The sequence below is a fragment of the Clostridium acetobutylicum ATCC 824 genome, from assembly GCF_000008765.1.
Classification (GTDB): Bacteria; Bacillota; Clostridia; order Clostridiales; family Clostridiaceae; genus Clostridium_S; species Clostridium_S acetobutylicum.
Window position 1 is genome coordinate 2,995,224 of the sequence record NC_003030.1, and the last position, 18,501, is coordinate 3,013,724.

The following is an 18,501-nucleotide window of genomic DNA, read 5'->3' on the forward strand; positions in this document are numbered from 1 at the left end:
AAAATTGTAAAAATAAAAAGCTAGTTTCATCGAAGTAGAATATAACATGAACTTGTTCAAATTATAATTCCACTATTCTCTGAAACTAACCTATTTCTATAATTATACTTGTTTAATTAGCAAACTTATAAATAGCCTTTAGTAACTTATATCCTTAATCTCTACCCCTGTATAATAATGTTTTACTATATCTTTATAGCTCGATCCTTTATCTGCCATAGCTTTAGCTCCATATTGGCTCATTCCAAGACCATGTCCATACCCAATACAATCAAACTCAATATTTGAAATATTATACTTGATCTGAAAGTTTGTTGAATTCAAACCAATTATACTTCTAAATTTTGTTGCTTGTAAAACATTATTTCCTACCTTTATCTGATTAATAGTGCCTGTACTATTTCTTTTCAATATACTAATACCAACTCTTGCTTGAATAAGATTTATTTTGTTATTAACTGATGAATTTATTTTATCCACAAAATCTCCGTAAGACATTTTTAAACTTGTTTTATACTTATGCGCCGACTCCTCTCCTGGACTTGATACACTCTTTAAATATGGTTTATCTTCTCCAAGTACCTCTTTGGCATTTTCAGTTTTTCCACTACTAACAGAAAAATAATATGGATCTGTTATTATTTTATTATCATATGTAATTACTTGTCCTTTAGTATCTTCTACTGCTGTACTTATCTTATTCCAGTATTCGTTTGCCTTATCTTTTGGCCATTTGTTTAGTACATCATCTTGCTTTGTATAAACCTGACATTGAACTGTATTTACAACATCTGCACCATATGCATCCTTGTATTTTCGTCCACCAAATTGCTCCATATGGCATACTGCAAATGTCCTAGCTGCAACTGCTTGAGCCTTCAATGCTTCTATATTAAATTCAACTGGCATTTCTGATGAGATAACACCTTTTATATACTCCTCCAGATTTACCTTCTCAATTTTTTTTTCATTGTCCATGTATACACTTATATCACAATCCTTAGTGTTTTCTTTAACTATATTTAGGGTATCATCATTCTCTTTATAAGAACTCTTCTTCACTATACTATTTTCATTTGTATGATTTTGCTTATCTCCTATTCCACCAACAAATATTGAAACCGAAAAAATAAAAATTATAGTTACCGCTAATCCCATAAAAATTTTTTTCACCACTTATTTATCCCCCCGTTTTTTTATTAAGCTTTAAATTATAAAATTTTATTGAAAAGCATATATAATATATTACTTATTTCCATTTCAAATTATTACATCAAAACTTTACTATTCCTAAAACAAAAAAGTAGAGTTCTAGATTATTATTGTAACCCTATCCTCAATTGGATACTACTACAACTCATCTATAAACTCTACAAGCGGAATTAATTCCCTCAATGATATAATATTTCATTATTCTACTCTTTCAATTTTTGCTCCTAATTTTGTAAGCTTTTTTTCTATACTAACATAACCTCTATCCACATGATATATATCACTAATTTGCGTTTCTCCCTCTGCAACGAGTCCTGCTAATATAAGTGCAGCACCTGCCCTTAAATCCGTTGCTCGAGCACTGCACCCGGTAAGTTCTTTTACTCCTACTATTACAGCACTCCTTCCATCTATTTTTATATTTGCACCAAATCTCTTTAGTTCAGGAACATGCATAAATCTATTTTCAAAGATTGTTTCTGTTATCACACTAGTACCTTCAGTGCAGCATAAAAGGGACATTATTTGAGCTTGCATATCAGTTGGAAATCCCGGGTATGGCATAGTTTTTATATCTACAGGTTTAAGTTCATTTCTACCGTCTATTATAAGACTTTTGCCGTCTATCTCCATATTTATTCCCATTTCACAAAACTTGGCTATCATTGGTTTTATACTTTTCTCTTCTACACCATTTATCTTTATCTTACTCTTTGTTATAGCTGCTGCTATTATAAATGTTCCTGCTTCTATCCTGTCATAAATAGGTGTGTATTTTATTCCTTTTAATTCTTTAACTCCTCTTATTATTATTGCTCCCGTTTCTATCTTTTTTATATCAGATCCCATTTTATTTAGAAAATTAATTAAATCATCTATTTCTGGTTCTTGTGCTGCATTTTCTATTATTGTTTCTCCTTCAGCAAAAACTGATGCCATTATTATATTTTCAGTAGCACCCACAGATGGAAAATCAAGATATATTCTATCTCCTAAAAGCTTAGCAGCATTTGCTTCAACGTATCCATGACCAATTTCTATATTTACACCTAATGCCTTCAATCCTTTAAGATGTAAATCTATTGGCCTAGTTCCTATATTGCAACCACCAGGCAGTGATATTTTAAATCTTCCATATCTTGAAATCATAGGACCCATAATTAAAAAGGACCCTCTCATCTTCCTAACAAGTTCAGCATCTGGTTCAATACTTTTTACATTGGAAGTATCTATTTTCATATCGCCACTGTTTAAGTCTATATCAACTTGTGCTCCTATAGATTTTAACAAATCACTTATCACAAATACATCTAAAAGCATAGGACAATTTTTTATCGTACACTTTTCTCCACATAATATAGTTGCAGCAATTATAGGTAAAACTGAATTTTTAGCACAACTTATATCTACTTCACCATTTAATGTTTCCCCACCCTTTATAATAAATTTATTCATTTTAATCCTCCAATCATAAACTGCATAACAAAACATGATTTAGTTATATAATTTTCAATACGTGATTGGTATGATTGGTGTACCAACTATTATAAAATTCCCAGTTTCATATTTACATACAGAATAGTTAAAATCAACTTTTCTATTTCCATCTTGTATATAATTAAACTTTTTTGTATATGCAGTAGTGCTTAAATTTTTATTTAATTTAACTGTTTTTATATTTTCCGCTCTTATACTATTTAAAACTTTCTTTACTTTTTCATCTATGTTATATACATTTTTCATTTTACTTTTAGCCTTTAAATATTTATAACACTGTAGTCTATTACAGTTTGATTTATTACTTATCACAGCTTCCTCAAGACTATTAATATCATTATTTGAAGTTTTCTCCTGTAATGCAACATCAACTTTAACTTCATTGCCATCTAATCTATTAGCTTCTAAATAACCTGATATATTTGAATTCTTAAATTCTACACAATACTCCAATCCATCGTCCGAAGTTATCTTATCGCATAGATTTGATCCAATTGAACCTTTTATATTTTTTATAATATTCCTACTTATACTTTTATAGTTTCCACTCTTTACAAATGAAATATTAACGCCCGTTTGCACCACATTGCTATGTGAGTATTTCAATATCTCGCTAAAAATATCTTGGTCCAATTCCGCTTTTATACTATGTCCACATATGAATATCAGCGATATAAACATCAATAACGCAAAACAAAAAATTAATTTATTATACTTCATGTTTTCCATCCTCCCATACTATGATTATTGACAGAAAACATTGTTTTTATTCCTAGATGAATTTAAGTAGTAGACAAACAGTCACCTATTAATATCCTTAGCTTTACTAACAAATATAAAATTATTAGTACAATATTAATATATAAATTTATTTAAAAAGTGTGAAAAAAAACCGTGGAATAAATCCACGGTTTTTTATGAAAATTAATCATTTTTTGTTTTAATTCTTGCAAGTGCTCTTGAAAGCGATAGTTCTGCTCTTTTTACATCTATATTATTACTAGTTTTAAGTCTTTTTTCTGCTCTTTCTTTAGCTGTCTCAGCCCTTTGAATATCAATTTCATCTGGCCATTCGCTTGCGTCACACATAAAAGAAACTTCTGATTCTCCTACATTTAAAATACCTGTAGATGTAAATACTTTTTTTCTTGAACCATCTTCTTCAACTAAAATTGTTTCAGTTGGTGTCAAAAAAGCAACCAAGTCTGTATGATTAGGAAGTATTCCTATTTCACCTTCAACTGTTCTGGTTATAATCTCTTTTACATCTCCAACATAAAACGTCTTCTGAGGAGTTAGTATGCTCAATTTGATATTATTTGCCATACAAAATCACTCCTTAGCTTTCCATCATTTTTTTAGCTTTTTCTTTTACATCTTCTATTGTTCCTGCAAATAAAAATGCAGCTTCTGGAAGATCATCACACTTACCATCTAATATTTCTTTAAAACTTCTTATAGTATCTTTTACAGGTACAAACTGACCTTTCATTCCTGTAAATTGTTCAGCAACACTAAAAGCTTGAGATAAGAATCTCTGTACTCTTCTTGCTCTTCCAACTAACAATCTATCCTCATCTGAAAGTTCATCAACACCAAGTATAGCTATGATATCTTGAAGTTCTTGATATCTTTCAAGTATATGTTTAACCTTGTTAGCAACTTCATAATGCTCTTCTCCAACAATTCTTGGATCAAGTATTCTTGAAGTTGATTCAAGAGGACTAACTGCAGGATATATTCCTAAGTTTGATATTTCTCTTGAAAGAACTGTTGTTGCATCAAGATGCGTAAATGTTGTTGCTGGAGCTGGGTCTGTAAGGTCATCAGCAGGAACATATACAGCCTGAACGGATGTGATTGAACCCTGTTTTGTTGATGTTATTCTCTCTTGAAGAGCACCCATTTCATTTGCAAGTGTTGGCTGATAACCAACGGCACTAGGTATTCTACCAAGTAAAGCTGAAACCTCTGAACCAGCTTGTGTAAATCTGAATATATTATCTATAAATAGAAGCACATCTTGACCTTTGTCTCTAAAATATTCAGCCATTGTAAGTCCTGTTAAAGCAACTCTCATTCTAGCGCCAGGTGGTTCATTCATCTGACCAAATACTAGAGCTGTTTTATTTATAACTCCTGAATCTTTCATTTCATAATAAAGGTCATTACCTTCTCTTGTTCTTTCTCCAACACCTGTGAATACTGATAATCCACCGTGTTCTTTTGCTATATTATTTATAAGTTCCTGAATAAGAACTGTTTTACCAACACCGGCACCACCGAACAAACCGATTTTTCCACCCTTTTGATATGGAGCAAGTAAATCTATAACCTTAATACCTGTTTCAAACATTTCTGGTTGAACTGATTGTTCTTCAAAGGTTGGAGCTGGTCTATGAATTGGATAATACTTATCAGCATTCATGTCTCCTGCTTCATCTATTGTCTGACCTAAAACATTAAAAAGACGTCCTAAAACATTTTCTCCAACTGGTACAGATATTGGTTTACCAGTGTTAACTGCTTCCATTCCTCTTTTTAATCCGTCAGTACCTTCCATTGCTATTGTTCTTACTATGTCATCTCCTACATGTTGTTCAACTTCAGCAATGAGTTTTTTATTATCTCCCATATCTATTTCTATGGAATTATAGATGTCAGGAAGGTTCTCTGCATCAAATTTAATATCCACAACAGGTCCTATTACCTGAACAATTTTACCTACATGTTCTGGCATCAGTTTCCCTCCTTATTTGAGAGCTTCCGCTCCTCCAACTATTTCTGTTATTTCTTGAGTAATAGCACTTTGTCTAATTCTATTATACTTAATATTTAAAGCATCAAGTAAGTCATTGGCATTTTTAGTAGCACTATCCATTGAGGACATTCTAGATGCCTGCTCACTTGCCTTAGAATTTAATAACAAGTTAAATAACTGCTGTTCAATATGAAGCCTTATAGCTTTTTCAAGTATAATTTCTGCATCTGGTTCAAATTCAGCTACACTCACTTTTTCCATCTTTTTAGGTTCAATAGGGAGTACCTTCTTTACCTCAACTTTTTGATTTACCGTAGAAAGAAATTGAGTATAAATAACATGAACTTCTCCTATTTCGCCTTTTTCATAAAGACTTAAAGCACGGTCTGCTATTTCCTTAGCTTCTTTTAATCCTGGCTCGTTTGGAATATCAACGTATTCGGATAAAGTCTCATATTTAAGCCTTTTAAAATAAGATATTCCCTTTTGACCAACAGTTATAAGTAAGGATTTATCTTTATCCCCTCTCATAACATTGTCAGCAGCAGTTACAACAGCTCCGTTAAAACCTCCACAAAGACCAGAATCAGAAGTCAAAGCTATATAAAGTTTTTTGTCACTTTTATTTCCAGCTACATATAAGTTGCTCTTACTAGAAGAACTTACAATCTTATTTATAACATCATTAAAAGCTTCATAATATGCTTTATTCGCTTCGAGATTCTGTCTAGATTTTCTTAAATTAGAGGTGGCTATAAGTCCCATGGCGTTTGTTATTTTTTTAGTATTCGTAATAGACTTAATTCTTCTTTTTATAATAATAAGTCCTGCTCCTGCCATTACTTCACCTCCTGCATAGGAAAGTCATTAACTACTGTTCCTCTGCTAAAAATATCTTTTTATATTCGTTAATAGCTTTGGTAAGCTGACTGCTTATATCATCAGTTAGCTCTTTTTTCTCAAGTATTTGCTTACCTAAGTCTCTATAATGAGCATCTACATACTCAAATAATCCACTTTCAAATGCACTAAGTTTTGAAACATCAATATCCATTACATACTCATTTACAACAGCATATAAAATCATTATTTGTTTCTCAACTGGCATTGGCTTATATTGAGGCTGTTTCATCATTTCAGTAAGTCTTTTACCTTTTTCAAGTCTCTTTTTAGATTCTTTATCAAGGTCAGAACCAAACTGAGCAAATGCAGCAAGTTCCCTATATTGTGCAAGCTCAAGTCTTAAAGTTCCTGAAAGTTTTTTCATTGCTTTAATTTGAGCACTACCACCAACTCTGGATACTGATATACCTGAGTTAACAGCTGGTCTTTGTCCTGCATAGAATAATTCTGATTCAAGGAATATTTGACCATCTGTTATAGAAATAACATTTGTTGGTATGTAACCCGCAACATCACCAGCAAGAGTTTCTATTATAGGAAGTGCTGTTATAGAACCTCCTCCAAGTTTCTGTGAAAGTTTAGCAGCTCTTTCAAGAAGTCTTGAATGTAAGTAGAATACATCTCCAGGGTATGCCTCTCTGCCTGGTGGTCTACGTAAAAGTAATGACATCGTTCTGTATGCAACAGCGTGCTTTGAAAGATCATCATATACAATAAGTACATCTTTTCCTTTAAACATAAAGTTTTCTGCAATTGTTACACCTGAATATGGTGCTAAATATTGAAGTGGTGCTGAATCTGAAGCAGTTGCTGCTACAACTATGCTGTAATCCATAGCTCCCATTTCTTCAAATGTATTAACTATATGTGCTACTGTAGATTGTTTTTGACCTATAGCAACATATATACAAATTACATCTTTTCCTTTTTGATTCAATATAGTATCGATAGCTATAGCAGTTTTACCTGTCTGTCTATCTCCTATAATAAGTTCTCTTTGTCCTTTTCCAATAGGTATCATTGAGTCTATGGCTTTTATACCTGTTTGAAGTGGTTGATTAACTGATTGTCTATCAATAACTCCTGTAGCTTTTATATCTACTGGTTTTGAATCTTCTGCTTTAATTGGTCCTTTACCATCTATTGGTTGACCAAGAGCATTTACTACTCTTCCAAGCATTTCTTCACCAACAGGCACTTCAACAACTTTTCCTGTACTTTTAACAATGTCTCCTTCTTTGATTCCTTCTTCTGAACCAAGTAAAACACATCCAACATTGTCTTGTTCAAGATTTAGAGCCATTCCATACACATCGTTTGGAAACTCAAGAAGTTCGCCAGCCATACAATTTTGTAAGCCGTATATTCTAGCGATACCATCACCTATTTCTATTATCGTACCTGAATCTACTGTTTCTAATTTACTTTCATATCCCTCAATCTGACTTTTTATTATTGAAGTTATCTCTTCAGGTTTTATGTTCATAGGCTCACCTCTATTCTTCTTTAAGCATTACTTTTTTCATGCTTTCTAATTTAAACTTAATAGTTCCATCAATTACATCATCGCCAACTCTTACATAAACTCCGCCAATAATAGTCTTATCTATTATTTCTTTGAAAATAATTATTTTATTATACTTAGCGGAAAGCTTGCTTGCAAGGGTTGTTTTTTCATTGTCTGTAAGTGGTATTACAGTTCTAACTTCTGCAACAACCTTATTATGCTTTTCTAAGGATATTTTATTTAATTGAGTTAAAATTCCTTCAGCATCATGAATCCTCTTTTTTTCAAGAAGAAGCAATAAGAAATTAAGTAGCTTCTCATCAATTTTTCCCTTAAAGATTTCCATAAATATTTTCTTTTTTTCAGAAGTACTTATCTGTGGATGATTAACAACTTGATTTATATTTTCATCATTCTTAAGCAGATGAACTATTTCACCAAAGTCATTAATATACTCCTCTAACTTTTGATTTTTTTCACCTACTTCATATAAAGCAAGTGCGTATCTTCTATCTAAGAATTCATACATAATTAAATACCTACCTTAGATACAAAATCTTCTATAAGTTTTCTGTGTTCTGCTTCATTTATGGAATTTTCAAGAGCTTTTGAGGAAATTAATACAGCAAGTTCAACAACTTGATTTTTGATTTCATCTTCAGCCTTTTCTTTTTCTCTTTGGGTTTCTCTTTTAGCTCTTTCTAATATATTCTGAGCTTCAGTTTTAGCTTCTGCTGTTATTTCCTCTGAAACTTTTTCTGCTTTTACCTTGTAATTTTCTACAATGGTTTTTCCTTGAAGTTTTGAATCTTCTAGATTCTTTTCACTTTCAACTTTTAAAAGCCTAGCTTCTTCGTTTTGTGCATCAGCCTTTTTTATTGTTAATGCTACTTCATTATTCCTATCATCAATAACTTTATTTACTTTATCAAAGAAAAAGTGCTTAAGTATCAACATAAGGATTATGAAGTTTACTATTGTAAAGCCTATAGTAACTAAATTAAATTCCATACACTCAAAAGCCTCCCTCCAGGCTTATTCTTTATTAAGATAACCTATTTATTTAACAAATAATAACATTATAGCAACGAATAAAGCGTATAATGATGTAACTTCAGCAAATGCTAAACCCATTATCATTGTAGGCATAACTTTTGAAGCTGATTCTGGTTGTCTTCCAATTGCTTCAACTGCTTTACCTGTAACAGTACCTATACCTACACCTCCACCAATACATCCAATTGCTGCTAGACCTGCACCTAGATATTGCATTCCTAGTAAAAAAGTATGAGAATCAATATTCATTTCGTTTCCTCCTTAAAAAAGTTTAAATTTAGTTTATAATAACTAACATCATGTGATGCAGCTTATTATTACTTTAATGTTCGATTCCTAGCTTAGTAAATATCATAGTTAAAAGCACAAATACATAAACTTGTAAAACACCATCAAACATATCAAAGAACCCATGAAGAGGTACTGGCAATAAAATTTTAGCTGGTGTTGAATAAATAAGTGACATAACTATGGCACCAACAAGCATGTTAATAAATAAACGCAAACATAATGATACTGGTATTGTAACCTTTTCTAAAAGGTTCATAGGAACCATTATAGGTCCTTGACTAAAAATGGATTTAATATATCCTCCAACACCAATTCTTTTTATTGCAGTTGCATTTATTAAAAATGCACTTACTAAAGCAAAGCCTGCTGTAACACTAATATCCTTTGTTGCTGGTTCGATACCTACTAGCCCTGTTAAATTTAAGAAAAGTATAAACACTGCCATAGTACCGATAATTGGAACGAAATTCATGAATTTCTCTCCCATATTTTCTTTTACCAATCCATTTATTAAGTTAACAATCATTTCTATTACGCTTTGTTTCCTATTTGGTACTTTCTTAAGATTTTTAGTAAGAAATATTGCAAGTAATATTATAACTGCCATGATAATCCACTGTAATACTACAGTTTCTGTTATAGCAAAGTTGTAACTTCCAAGCTTCATCGAAAATACTGTCTTTGCACCTAGCTCCATTCAATCACTTCCTTTCATCGTTTATTTACTAGTGACCCATAAATTATAAGGGCTATAAAATGAGCACTATATCCTCCTAAGTAGGCTATTAAATAATATTTATATATTTTATAAAGAATAATACCTATAAAAAAAACAAGTATTACTCTAAAAATTGAACTAAGAAATATAAGTGACGTATTTCCCATTTTTTTTACAAAAACGAAATCAGCTGTTAAATTACTTAAATAAAAATTAAATATTGCTGAAAAAATCCCTATAATCACTATTAACGAAATCTTATAATTAGCAGCAAACAAAAGTATTACTGAAACTATTGCAGCAATAATTGCATCATAAAGAGTTACAACCTTTAACATTCTTTTAATATTCAGATTCAAATTACTTCCTCCACTATTTTAACACGTTATTTAAATTATATATCTTAAATTTTTATAAATAAAACTCTGTTTTAAGATTTTTTTTATAATATTTACGGTTCTTTCATTACTGCAAACGTTTTTAGGCCATTTCTTATCGCTATAGTAATTATAAATTCAATTTACGCCTAGTACTGCATTAGCCTCATAATCTTTCAAATGACTGAAAATTGATAAAATATATTCATTTTCTGAATTTTATACAAATTTCAACATAAATATCATTATGACATTTTTTTACCACACTAACTAAATTATTCTAAAAGAAATTGAACTGTCTTTAGTTTTAATTCTACATTCTTATCGTATTTTTTATACATAAGTTTAGAATTTTTTTAAAAAATAACTCTGTAGAACTAATTTATAATTCTACAGAGTTATTTTTAACAATACTTTCTAGCACTTTTCTAGCAATATTGCTGTTCCTTGTCCGCCACCTATACATAAAGTTGCTAAGCCTTTTTTTGCATCTCTTTTTTGCATTGCGTGTACAAGAGTAACGAGTATTCTTGCACCTGATGCTCCAATTGGATGACCAAGGGCAATAGCTCCTCCATTTACATTTACTTTATTCATATCAAATTTTAAATCTTTTGCTACTGCTAAACTTTGAGCTGCAAAAGCTTCATTTGATTCTATTAAATCTAATTCATCAACTGTCCAACCTGCTTTTTCAATAGCTGCTTTTGTTGCATAGAAAGGTCCATATCCCATTATTGCTGGGTCAACTCCTGCTGAACCATAAGAAACTATCTTAGCAAGTGGTTTTACTCCAAGCTCTTTAGCTTTTTCTGCACTCATGATTACAAGTACTGCTGCACAGTCATTTAATCCTGATGCATTACCAGCTGTAACTGTTCCATCTTTTTTGAAGGCAGGTTTTAATTTTGCAAGTCCTTCTATAGTTGATCCAAATCTAGGGTGCTCATCTGTATCAACTACAGTTTCTCCCTTTCTGCCTTTAATTACTACAGGAACTATTTCATCTTTAAATTGACCTGATTTTATAGCTTCTTCAGCTTTTTTTTGTGATGCAAGAGCAAACTCATCTTGTTCTTCTCTTGAAATGTTCCATCTCTCAGCTATGTTTTCTGCTGTTATTCCCATGTGGTAATCATTAAATGCATCCCACAATCCGTCAGTGATCATTTCATCAACAAATTTAGCGTTTCCCATTCTATATCCCCATCTAGCGTTATTCGCTAAGTAAGGAGCTCTAGACATATTTTCCATACCACCTGCTATTATTACGTCAGCATCTCCTGCTTTTATAATTTGTGCTGCTAAGCTAACTGTTCTAAGTCCTGAACCACAAACCTTATTAATAGTCATAGCTGGAATTTCAACTGGTAATCCTGCTTTAAAAGATGCCTGTCTTGCTGGATTCTGTCCTAAACCTGCTTGAAGAACATTTCCTAAAATGACTTCATTAACATCCTCTGGTTTTATTCCTGCTTTTTTAACTGCTTCCTTTATAGCTGTAGCTCCTAAATCTACTGCTGGTACATCCTTAAGAGACTTTCCATAAGATCCAATCGCTGTTCTTACTGCACTAGCTATTACAACTTCTTTCATTCTAACTAACCTCCTAAATTTTGATACGGGGTAACAGATAAACCATTTCAATCTATTTCATAAGTTCCATAGTTTATCCCTAATTTATACGTTTTCTCTAACAACTTAATTATACCCACTATTATTATTTTTATCAATATATTTTGTTAAAAAAAACACAAAGTTTAATATTTTTTAACAAAAAAATTAAACTTATGCATATGCTAACCCCCTTAAAATCATGTTTTAGCATAAATACATAAGTTTATATTTTAACTATATTAATGTAATAAAAAATACTTGTGCATAAGAAACTTCATTCTAAATTCTTTTAGAATGCTCATGTATTACTTTTTAGGTGAAAATTCATCTGGTCTATCCTTTAATACTCCAAAATGATACAATATAGCATCAACTATTCTATCTGAAGCCTTTCCATCACCATATGGATTTATTGCCTTACTCATTTTTTCATATTCTTCTTCATCTTTCATTATTTTATAGGCTTCGTCTACTATCTTTTTAATATCAGTTCCTACTAATTTTACCGTTCCTGCCTCAACTGCTTCTGGTCTTTCAGTAACATCTCTTAAAACAAGTACAGGCTTTCCAAGATGAGGTGCCTCTTCTTGAAGACCACCTGAGTCAGTCATTACCATAAAGCATTTATTCATTAAATTATGAGTTTCCTTTGTATCAAGTGGAGGAAGCAAGTGTACCCCTTTCATACCATTCAAATTATTATATACAACATCTTTCACCACAGGATTCAAGTGTACTAGATAAACTATCTCAACATCTTCATTTTCTTCAGCAATTCTTCTTAATGCTGTACATATGTTTTCTATTCCCTTTCCCCAATTCTCACGTCTATGAGCAGTTACCATTATAACTTTCTTATTTTTATAGTCTAATTTATTCAATTCATCATTTTCAAATACATAATCTTTTTCAACCGTATGATTCATTGCATCTACAACGGTATTTCCTGTAATAAAAATATTCTTTTCATTAACTGCTTCTCTTAAAAGATTTTTCTTAGAACCAAGTGTTGGTGCAAAATGCAAATCAGCAACCGCACCTGTAAGCTTCCTATTCATTTCTTCCGGGAAAGGAAAGTATTTGTTGTATGTTCTAAGCCCTGCCTCAACATGACCTACAGCTATTTTCTTATAAAATGCTGCAAGAGCCGCAGCAAATGTTGTAGTCGTATCTCCATGTACAAGAACAATATCTGGATTTTCATCAGCAAATATTTTATCTAAACCTTCCAAAACTCTTGCTGTTATACCTGTAAGCGTTTGTTTGGTTTTCATTATATTTAAATCGAAATCAGGATTTATATCAAACAAATTAAGAACTTGATCTAACATTTGCCTATGTTGAGCCGTAACGCATACTTTTGATTCAACATTTTTATTTTCATTCAGCCTCCTCACTAATGGCGCCATTTTTATAGCTTCCGGTCTGGTGCCAAATATACTTATTACTTTTATCTGTTTCATAAAATTACCTCCTCGAGTTACAAACAACTCATATACCTTACTTTATTTATGTTTAAATAATCCAAACTTCCATGCTAAACCAACTATGCATATAACCGCTCCAGCAAAAATAACGTATGCTTTAGTATTAGTAAGCTGCATTGCTATTACTGCTACAAGTCCCATAATAGCACTTATGAAATACATTATTAAAACTGCTTGCTTTTGACTTAAGCCCATATCTAATAACCTATGATGTAAATGCCCCCTATCTGCCTGCGTTATTGGCTTGCCATTTATTTTCCTTCGTATTATTGCAAAAATAGTATCATAAATTGGCAATCCAAGCACAAGAATTGGAACCGCTAAGACAACTGCAGATGCTGATTTAATAGCTCCCTGAATAGATATAGCTGCAAGTGCAAAGCCAAGAAATTGAGCACCTGTATCACCCATAAAAATTGATGCTGGATTAAAATTATATGGTAAGAATCCTAATATAGATCCAGCCAATATTACAGATAATATTTCTGCTTCACTTCTAGTAGGTCCATTTAAAAATGCAACTATTGCTATAGTAACACTTGAAATAAACCCAACCCCAGCAGACAATCCATCTAAACCATCTATTAAATTAAACGCATTTGTTACACCTATTATCCATATAATAGTTATTGCTATGCCTATAAAATTGTTTATATGTATGTATGAAAAAGAATTACTTAATGGATTTGTTACCATCGATATTCTAAGTCCAAATCCTATTAAAACAAATGCACCCAATAGTTGAAATAACACTTTATATAAAGGTCTCAAACATTTTAAGTCATCAATAAATCCTCCAAGAACTATTATTCCCCCTCCAAATATTATCCCCATTTCTGCCTTCTCTAAATGTCCTTTTTTTAATACCAAAACTAGTACAAAGGCTAAATATATCGCAAGACCGCCTATTTTAGGTATAGGCTTTTTATGAACTCTTCTTTTATCTTTAGGTATATCTATGGCTTTTATATGTTTTGCGAATTTCCTCACAATTGGCGTAGTCAAAAATGAAATAGCCATTGCTATAATAAACATTATGTATTTTTTCTCCATATTTACCTTCCTTTTTCGAATCGCTGAATAGTTTTTTCAATTTGTTTATGATATATCATGCTTTAATATTCTACATCTCCTCTAAGTGAATCATCATCTTCAATCCACTGCTGAACTTTTATTTCCCTATAACTGTCCTTTGTATCCCTTATTAAAATTTTTTCTATTCCGGCATTTAAAATTAATCTTTTGCACATAGAACATGGAAATGCCTTTTCTACATATTCATGTGTCTCAGCATTCTTTCCAACAAGATAAAGTACACTTCCTAGCATTTCATGTCTTGCAGCACTTATAATAGCATTTGCTTCTGCATGAACTGATCTGCATAATTCATAATGAGTTCCTCTTGGTATATTGAGTTTCTTTCTTATACACACTCCAAGATCGCTGCAATTTTTTCTACCACGTGGAGATCCCGTATAACCTGTTGATATTATCTCATCATTCTTTACAATTATAGCTCCGTAGTCTCTTCTAAGGCATGTTCCTCTTTCAAGTACCGTCTCTGCTATATCTAAATAATAATTATTTTTATCTCTTCTTTCCATAAATACTTCTCCTTAATTTTACCTGACATCTCTGCTAATTTATTCTCAATGTAACCATTTCTAATTATAGTGTAAAAAATAAAAAAATGCACCCTTGAATTGAATCTTTTTATAAATTTTTAGACATTAACCTTTAAATCTAAATTAATGCATATATGTTTAAAGCCTATATAACTTGACAATACATAATATTAGAAATTTAATCCTTTTTATTATATTACATCGATTATAATATTAACGGTTCTATTATATTTAGATACCATTCATACTTGCAAATGATTTGCATTATGTTTATAATATATTGATGTACTAAAATACTTTATTATCCTTATAGGAGTGATTTATAAATGATATCCATCGAAAATCTGAATTTTTCTTATAATAAAAATTCGGATTATGTAATTAGTAATTTAAACTTACATATAAAGAAAGGTTCCTACACCTCAATACTAGGTGAGAATGGAACAGGAAAAAGCACCTTAATAAAACTAATTTTGAATTTTTTAACCCCTGTAAAGGGTACTATTAAAATACAAGCAAAGAGAATAGGCTATGTGCCTCAAAGTACTGAAAATTTTAATTTTGCATTTCCTATAACCGTATATGAAATGCTTTTGTGTCATGCAAAATCCCTTAAACTTAAAAATCCTGACAATGAAGTAACTAATTCTCTTAACCTTATGGGAATGGGGAATTTCAAAAAAAATCTTATTGGTTCTCTATCAGGCGGACAAAAGCAAAAAATATTTATAGCAAGATCTTTAATTGGAAATCCTGATCTATTAATTCTTGATGAACCCTCAACTGGCGTTGATGTAAAAAGTCAAAAGGAAATTTATAGCTTTTTAAAAAAGTTAAATAAGGAAGGTAATGTTACAATAATATGTGTAGAACATAATTTAAAGGCTGCTTATTCTAATTCAACTCATATTTTCAATTTCCATGGAGAAAGTGGCTCTTTGCTTAACATTAACGATTTTTTAAAAAGCAATATGGAGGTTGTTAAATAATGATTGAACTATTTCGTCTAAGTTTTATGCAAAACGCTTTACTTGCCTCGGTAATGATTGCAATTTTGTGTCCACTTATAGGTATTTTCTTAGTTTTAAAAAGACACTCAATGGTAGGTGATGCATTATCACATGCTTCTTTTGCCGGTGTAGCTATAGGTATCTTTATTGGCGTAAATCCTATGATAACAACCTTTATTTTTGTAACTATTTGTGCTGTCTTAATAGAATTACTTAGAAACTCCTTTAAGCAGTATTCGGACTTAATACTTCCAATTATATTAACTCTATCTGTTGGAATAGCTATAACCTTAACAACAAGTGGACGTGCAAGCGGAAACATTGAATCTTTTCTTTTTGGAAGTATTTTAACTGTTGGTAAAAGTGATCTCGTACTTATACTAATAATAAGTGTAGTATCTATATTTCTTATAGCTATATTTTATAACAACTTTTTATATACAACATTTGATGAGCAAGGTGCAAGGGTATCTGGCATAAACACAAAATTTTTAAATTACATATTTTCTATCGTTGTCGGTTTCGTTATATCCGTTTCAATACGTATAACAGGGATATTAGTTGTCTCTTCACTATTAGCTGTACCTGTAGCTGCTGCTATGCAGTTTAAAAAGGGATTTAAGTCAACGCTTATATTATCAATATTATTTAGCTTTATAGATGTACTCGTTGGATTATTTAGCTCTTATTACTTAAATTGTGCTCCAGGTGGAACAGTTGCCCTTACATCTGTATTAACTTTAATAATTTCTATTATTATCAGAAGAGGCAGTGGCATGGAATAAAGTTAAAATATAAATAAAAGGACTGAAATTTATTTTTCAGCCCTTTTTATTTATGCAATTTATTTTGTACCGAATAATCTATCTCCAGCATCTCCAAGACCAGGAACTATATATCCATTTTCATCTAACTTTTCATCTATTGATGCGAGGTATATATCTACATCTGGATGTGCTTCTTGTACTGCTGCTATACCTTCTGGTGCTCCTATAAGACACATAAGTCTTATGTATTTTGCTCCTCTTTTCTTAAGAAGTGTTATTGCATCTATTGCTGACCCACCAGTTGCAAGCATTGGATCAGTTACTATTATGTCTCTTTCCTCTATATCTTGAGGAAGTTTACAGAAGTATTCTACAGGTTTTAATGTCTTTTCATCTCTATATAATCCTATATGTCCAACCTTAGCAGCAGGTATTAATTTTAATACTCCATTTACCATTCCAAGTCCTGCTCTAAGTATAGGAACTATAGCTACCTTTTTTCCTGCTAACATTTTACATTTAGTTATACATATAGGAGTTTCTATTTCAACAGTTTCAAGCTGCATTTCTCTTGTTACTTCATATGCCATTAGCATTGCTACTTCTTCTACCATCTCTCTAAAATCTTTAGATCCTGTTTTTTTATCTCTCATAAATGCTAATTTGTGTAATATAAGTGGATGTGATATTTGTGTAACTTTACTCATTATTTCATTCCTCCATTGTATTTTTTTTCTATTTGTGTAATCTTGTCTATTCTTCTTTGATGCCTATCTCCCTGAAATTTTGAATTTAAAAATGTATCTACTATATCAATTGCTAATCCAGGTCCTACAACTCTTTCTCCCATTGCAAGTATATTTGCATTGTTATGTTCTCTTGATGCATGAGCACAGAATGTATCTGTACATACAGCTGCTCTTATTCCTGGCACCTTATTTGCTGATATGCTTATTCCTATACCTGTTCCACAAATGAGTATTCCAAACTCAAAGTTTTTTTGAGCAACTTCCTCTGCTACTTTTAATGCATAATCTGGATAATCACATGATTCATCAGTTAGAGTGCCAAAATCTTTAACCTCAATATTTTTACTCTCTAAATGTTTTATAACTTCCTTTTTCAATGAAAATCCTGCATGATCACTACCTATTGCTATCTTCATAAAAACACCTCCACTTAATACATAATCGCAAAAAAAGAAGATAAGAGTATATGATTAAATACTTCTATCTTCATTTAGTTTTTTAATAAGTATTTTTAGCCTCTTTTCAATGTCTTTATAAGTTTGTCTGTAGATCTCTACACTTCTACCATATGGGTCAGTAATGTCACCCTCTACACCTGTATATTCACTTAATGAATATATCTTATTAGAGTTCTTCTCCATTTGACTTCTAAGCACGTCACTTAATAAAGATGTCATTGTTAAAACTAAATCACATTCATCAACTAAAAAAGTAGTCAACTGTATAGCCTTTCTATTTGATATATCTTTGCCTAAGTTCTCCCTAACTACCACAGCCGAATTTAAGGAAGTTTTGCTTCCATGAATAGCAGATGCACCTGCTGAAAAAGCTTCTATACCATCTATATTACACATACTATTAAACATAGCTTCTGCCATACAGCTTCTACATGTATTACCAGTACAAACAAAAAGTATCTTCATA

The 18,501-nt window shown here is 31.3% G+C and carries 21 protein-coding genes; 2 read left to right on the forward strand and 19 right to left on the reverse strand.

Features of this window, described 5'->3' with window-relative positions; genetic code table 11:
- Nucleotides 1-138 precede the first annotated feature (138 nt).
- From spoIID to CA_RS14805, 16 genes are all read right to left on the reverse strand, one after another.
- Complete coding sequence (gene spoIID, locus CA_RS14730; RefSeq protein ID WP_242663032.1) at nucleotides 139-1,173, reverse strand: stage II sporulation protein D; 1,035 nt, start codon at nucleotides 1,171-1,173, stop codon at nucleotides 139-141.
- A 237-nt stretch (nucleotides 1,174-1,410) separates the two neighbouring features.
- Nucleotides 1,411-2,667: a UDP-N-acetylglucosamine 1-carboxyvinyltransferase gene (murA, locus tag CA_RS14735; RefSeq protein ID WP_010966146.1), complete on the reverse strand. Its 1,257-nt coding sequence runs from the start codon at nucleotides 2,665-2,667 to the stop codon at nucleotides 1,411-1,413.
- 54 nt (nucleotides 2,668-2,721) lie between these two features.
- The gene (locus CA_RS14740; protein ID WP_010966147.1) at nucleotides 2,722-3,429 is read right to left on the reverse strand and encodes a YwmB family TATA-box binding protein; all 708 of its coding nucleotides are present in this window, start codon (nucleotides 3,427-3,429) and stop codon (nucleotides 2,722-2,724) included.
- A 204-nt stretch (nucleotides 3,430-3,633) separates the two neighbouring features.
- Nucleotides 3,634-4,035 carry a F0F1 ATP synthase subunit epsilon gene (locus CA_RS14745; protein WP_010966148.1) on the reverse strand — a complete coding sequence of 134 codons (402 nt, stop codon included), beginning with the start codon at nucleotides 4,033-4,035 and terminating at the stop codon, nucleotides 3,634-3,636.
- Between the two features lie 13 nt (nucleotides 4,036-4,048).
- Nucleotides 4,049-5,449 (reverse strand): F0F1 ATP synthase subunit beta, encoded by a 1,401-nt coding sequence (gene atpD / locus CA_RS14750; RefSeq protein WP_010966149.1) that lies wholly within the window; start codon nucleotides 5,447-5,449, stop codon nucleotides 4,049-4,051.
- 12 nt (nucleotides 5,450-5,461) lie between these two features.
- Entirely contained in the window at nucleotides 5,462-6,310 is an 849-nt protein-coding gene (atpG, locus tag CA_RS14755) for an ATP synthase F1 subunit gamma (protein ID WP_010966150.1), read from the reverse strand.
- A gap of 31 nt (nucleotides 6,311-6,341) precedes the next feature.
- Nucleotides 6,342-7,859 (reverse strand): F0F1 ATP synthase subunit alpha, encoded by a 1,518-nt coding sequence (gene atpA, locus CA_RS14760; RefSeq protein ID WP_010966151.1) that lies wholly within the window; start codon nucleotides 7,857-7,859, stop codon nucleotides 6,342-6,344.
- Between the two features lie 10 nt (nucleotides 7,860-7,869).
- Nucleotides 7,870-8,409, reverse strand: a complete 540-nt coding sequence (locus tag CA_RS14765; protein WP_010966152.1) for a F0F1 ATP synthase subunit delta — start codon at nucleotides 8,407-8,409, stop codon at nucleotides 7,870-7,872.
- Between the two features lie 2 nt (nucleotides 8,410-8,411).
- Entirely contained in the window at nucleotides 8,412-8,891 is a 480-nt protein-coding gene (locus CA_RS14770; protein WP_010966153.1) for a F0F1 ATP synthase subunit B, read from the reverse strand.
- Between the two features lie 48 nt (nucleotides 8,892-8,939).
- Nucleotides 8,940-9,185: an ATP synthase F0 subunit C gene (gene atpE / locus CA_RS14775; protein ID WP_010966154.1), complete on the reverse strand. Its 246-nt coding sequence runs from the start codon at nucleotides 9,183-9,185 to the stop codon at nucleotides 8,940-8,942.
- Between the two features lie 73 nt (nucleotides 9,186-9,258).
- Complete coding sequence (locus CA_RS14780) at nucleotides 9,259-9,924, reverse strand: F0F1 ATP synthase subunit A (RefSeq protein ID WP_010966155.1); 666 nt, start codon at nucleotides 9,922-9,924, stop codon at nucleotides 9,259-9,261.
- A 14-nt stretch (nucleotides 9,925-9,938) separates the two neighbouring features.
- A complete protein-coding gene (locus CA_RS14785; protein ID WP_010966156.1) occupies nucleotides 9,939-10,304 on the reverse strand; it encodes an ATP synthase subunit I in 366 nt (121 codons plus the stop codon).
- Nucleotides 10,305-10,739: 435 nt separating this feature from the next.
- Complete coding sequence (locus tag CA_RS14790; RefSeq protein ID WP_010966157.1) at nucleotides 10,740-11,918, reverse strand: acetyl-CoA C-acetyltransferase; 1,179 nt, start codon at nucleotides 11,916-11,918, stop codon at nucleotides 10,740-10,742.
- 326 nt (nucleotides 11,919-12,244) lie between these two features.
- Nucleotides 12,245-13,402: a non-hydrolyzing UDP-N-acetylglucosamine 2-epimerase gene (wecB, locus tag CA_RS14795; RefSeq protein WP_010966158.1), complete on the reverse strand. Its 1,158-nt coding sequence runs from the start codon at nucleotides 13,400-13,402 to the stop codon at nucleotides 12,245-12,247.
- A gap of 42 nt (nucleotides 13,403-13,444) precedes the next feature.
- Nucleotides 13,445-14,479 carry a glycosyltransferase family 4 protein gene (locus tag CA_RS14800; protein ID WP_010966159.1) on the reverse strand — a complete coding sequence of 345 codons (1,035 nt, stop codon included), beginning with the start codon at nucleotides 14,477-14,479 and terminating at the stop codon, nucleotides 13,445-13,447.
- A 62-nt stretch (nucleotides 14,480-14,541) separates the two neighbouring features.
- Complete coding sequence (locus CA_RS14805) at nucleotides 14,542-15,030, reverse strand: dCMP deaminase family protein (protein ID WP_010966160.1); 489 nt, start codon at nucleotides 15,028-15,030, stop codon at nucleotides 14,542-14,544.
- Between the two features lie 347 nt (nucleotides 15,031-15,377).
- Here CA_RS14805 and CA_RS14810 point away from each other — a divergent pair, with 347 nt between their 5' ends.
- Together CA_RS14810 and CA_RS14815 are read left to right on the forward strand one after the other, a co-directional pair.
- Entirely contained in the window at nucleotides 15,378-16,040 is a 663-nt protein-coding gene (locus CA_RS14810) for a metal ABC transporter ATP-binding protein (protein WP_010966161.1), read from the forward strand.
- The gene (locus tag CA_RS14815; RefSeq protein WP_010966162.1) at nucleotides 16,040-16,846 is read left to right on the forward strand and encodes a metal ABC transporter permease; all 807 of its coding nucleotides are present in this window, start codon (nucleotides 16,040-16,042) and stop codon (nucleotides 16,844-16,846) included. Before CA_RS14810 ends, CA_RS14815 begins: the two co-directional genes overlap by 1 nt.
- A 59-nt stretch (nucleotides 16,847-16,905) precedes the next feature.
- Here CA_RS14815 and upp read toward each other — a convergent pair whose 3' ends face one another.
- From upp to CA_RS14830, 3 genes are read right to left on the reverse strand one after another with little or no spacing between them, the layout of a single operon-like run.
- Nucleotides 16,906-17,535: a uracil phosphoribosyltransferase gene (upp, locus tag CA_RS14820; RefSeq protein WP_010966163.1), complete on the reverse strand. Its 630-nt coding sequence runs from the start codon at nucleotides 17,533-17,535 to the stop codon at nucleotides 16,906-16,908.
- A complete protein-coding gene (rpiB, locus tag CA_RS14825) occupies nucleotides 17,535-17,993 on the reverse strand; it encodes a ribose 5-phosphate isomerase B (RefSeq protein WP_010966164.1) in 459 nt (152 codons plus the stop codon). The genes upp and rpiB overlap by 1 nt, the downstream gene beginning before the upstream one ends.
- A 54-nt stretch (nucleotides 17,994-18,047) precedes the next feature.
- Nucleotides 18,048-18,500 (reverse strand): low molecular weight protein arginine phosphatase, encoded by a 453-nt coding sequence (locus CA_RS14830; protein ID WP_010966165.1) that lies wholly within the window; start codon nucleotides 18,498-18,500, stop codon nucleotides 18,048-18,050.
- Nucleotide 18,501: the final 1 nt, after the last annotated feature.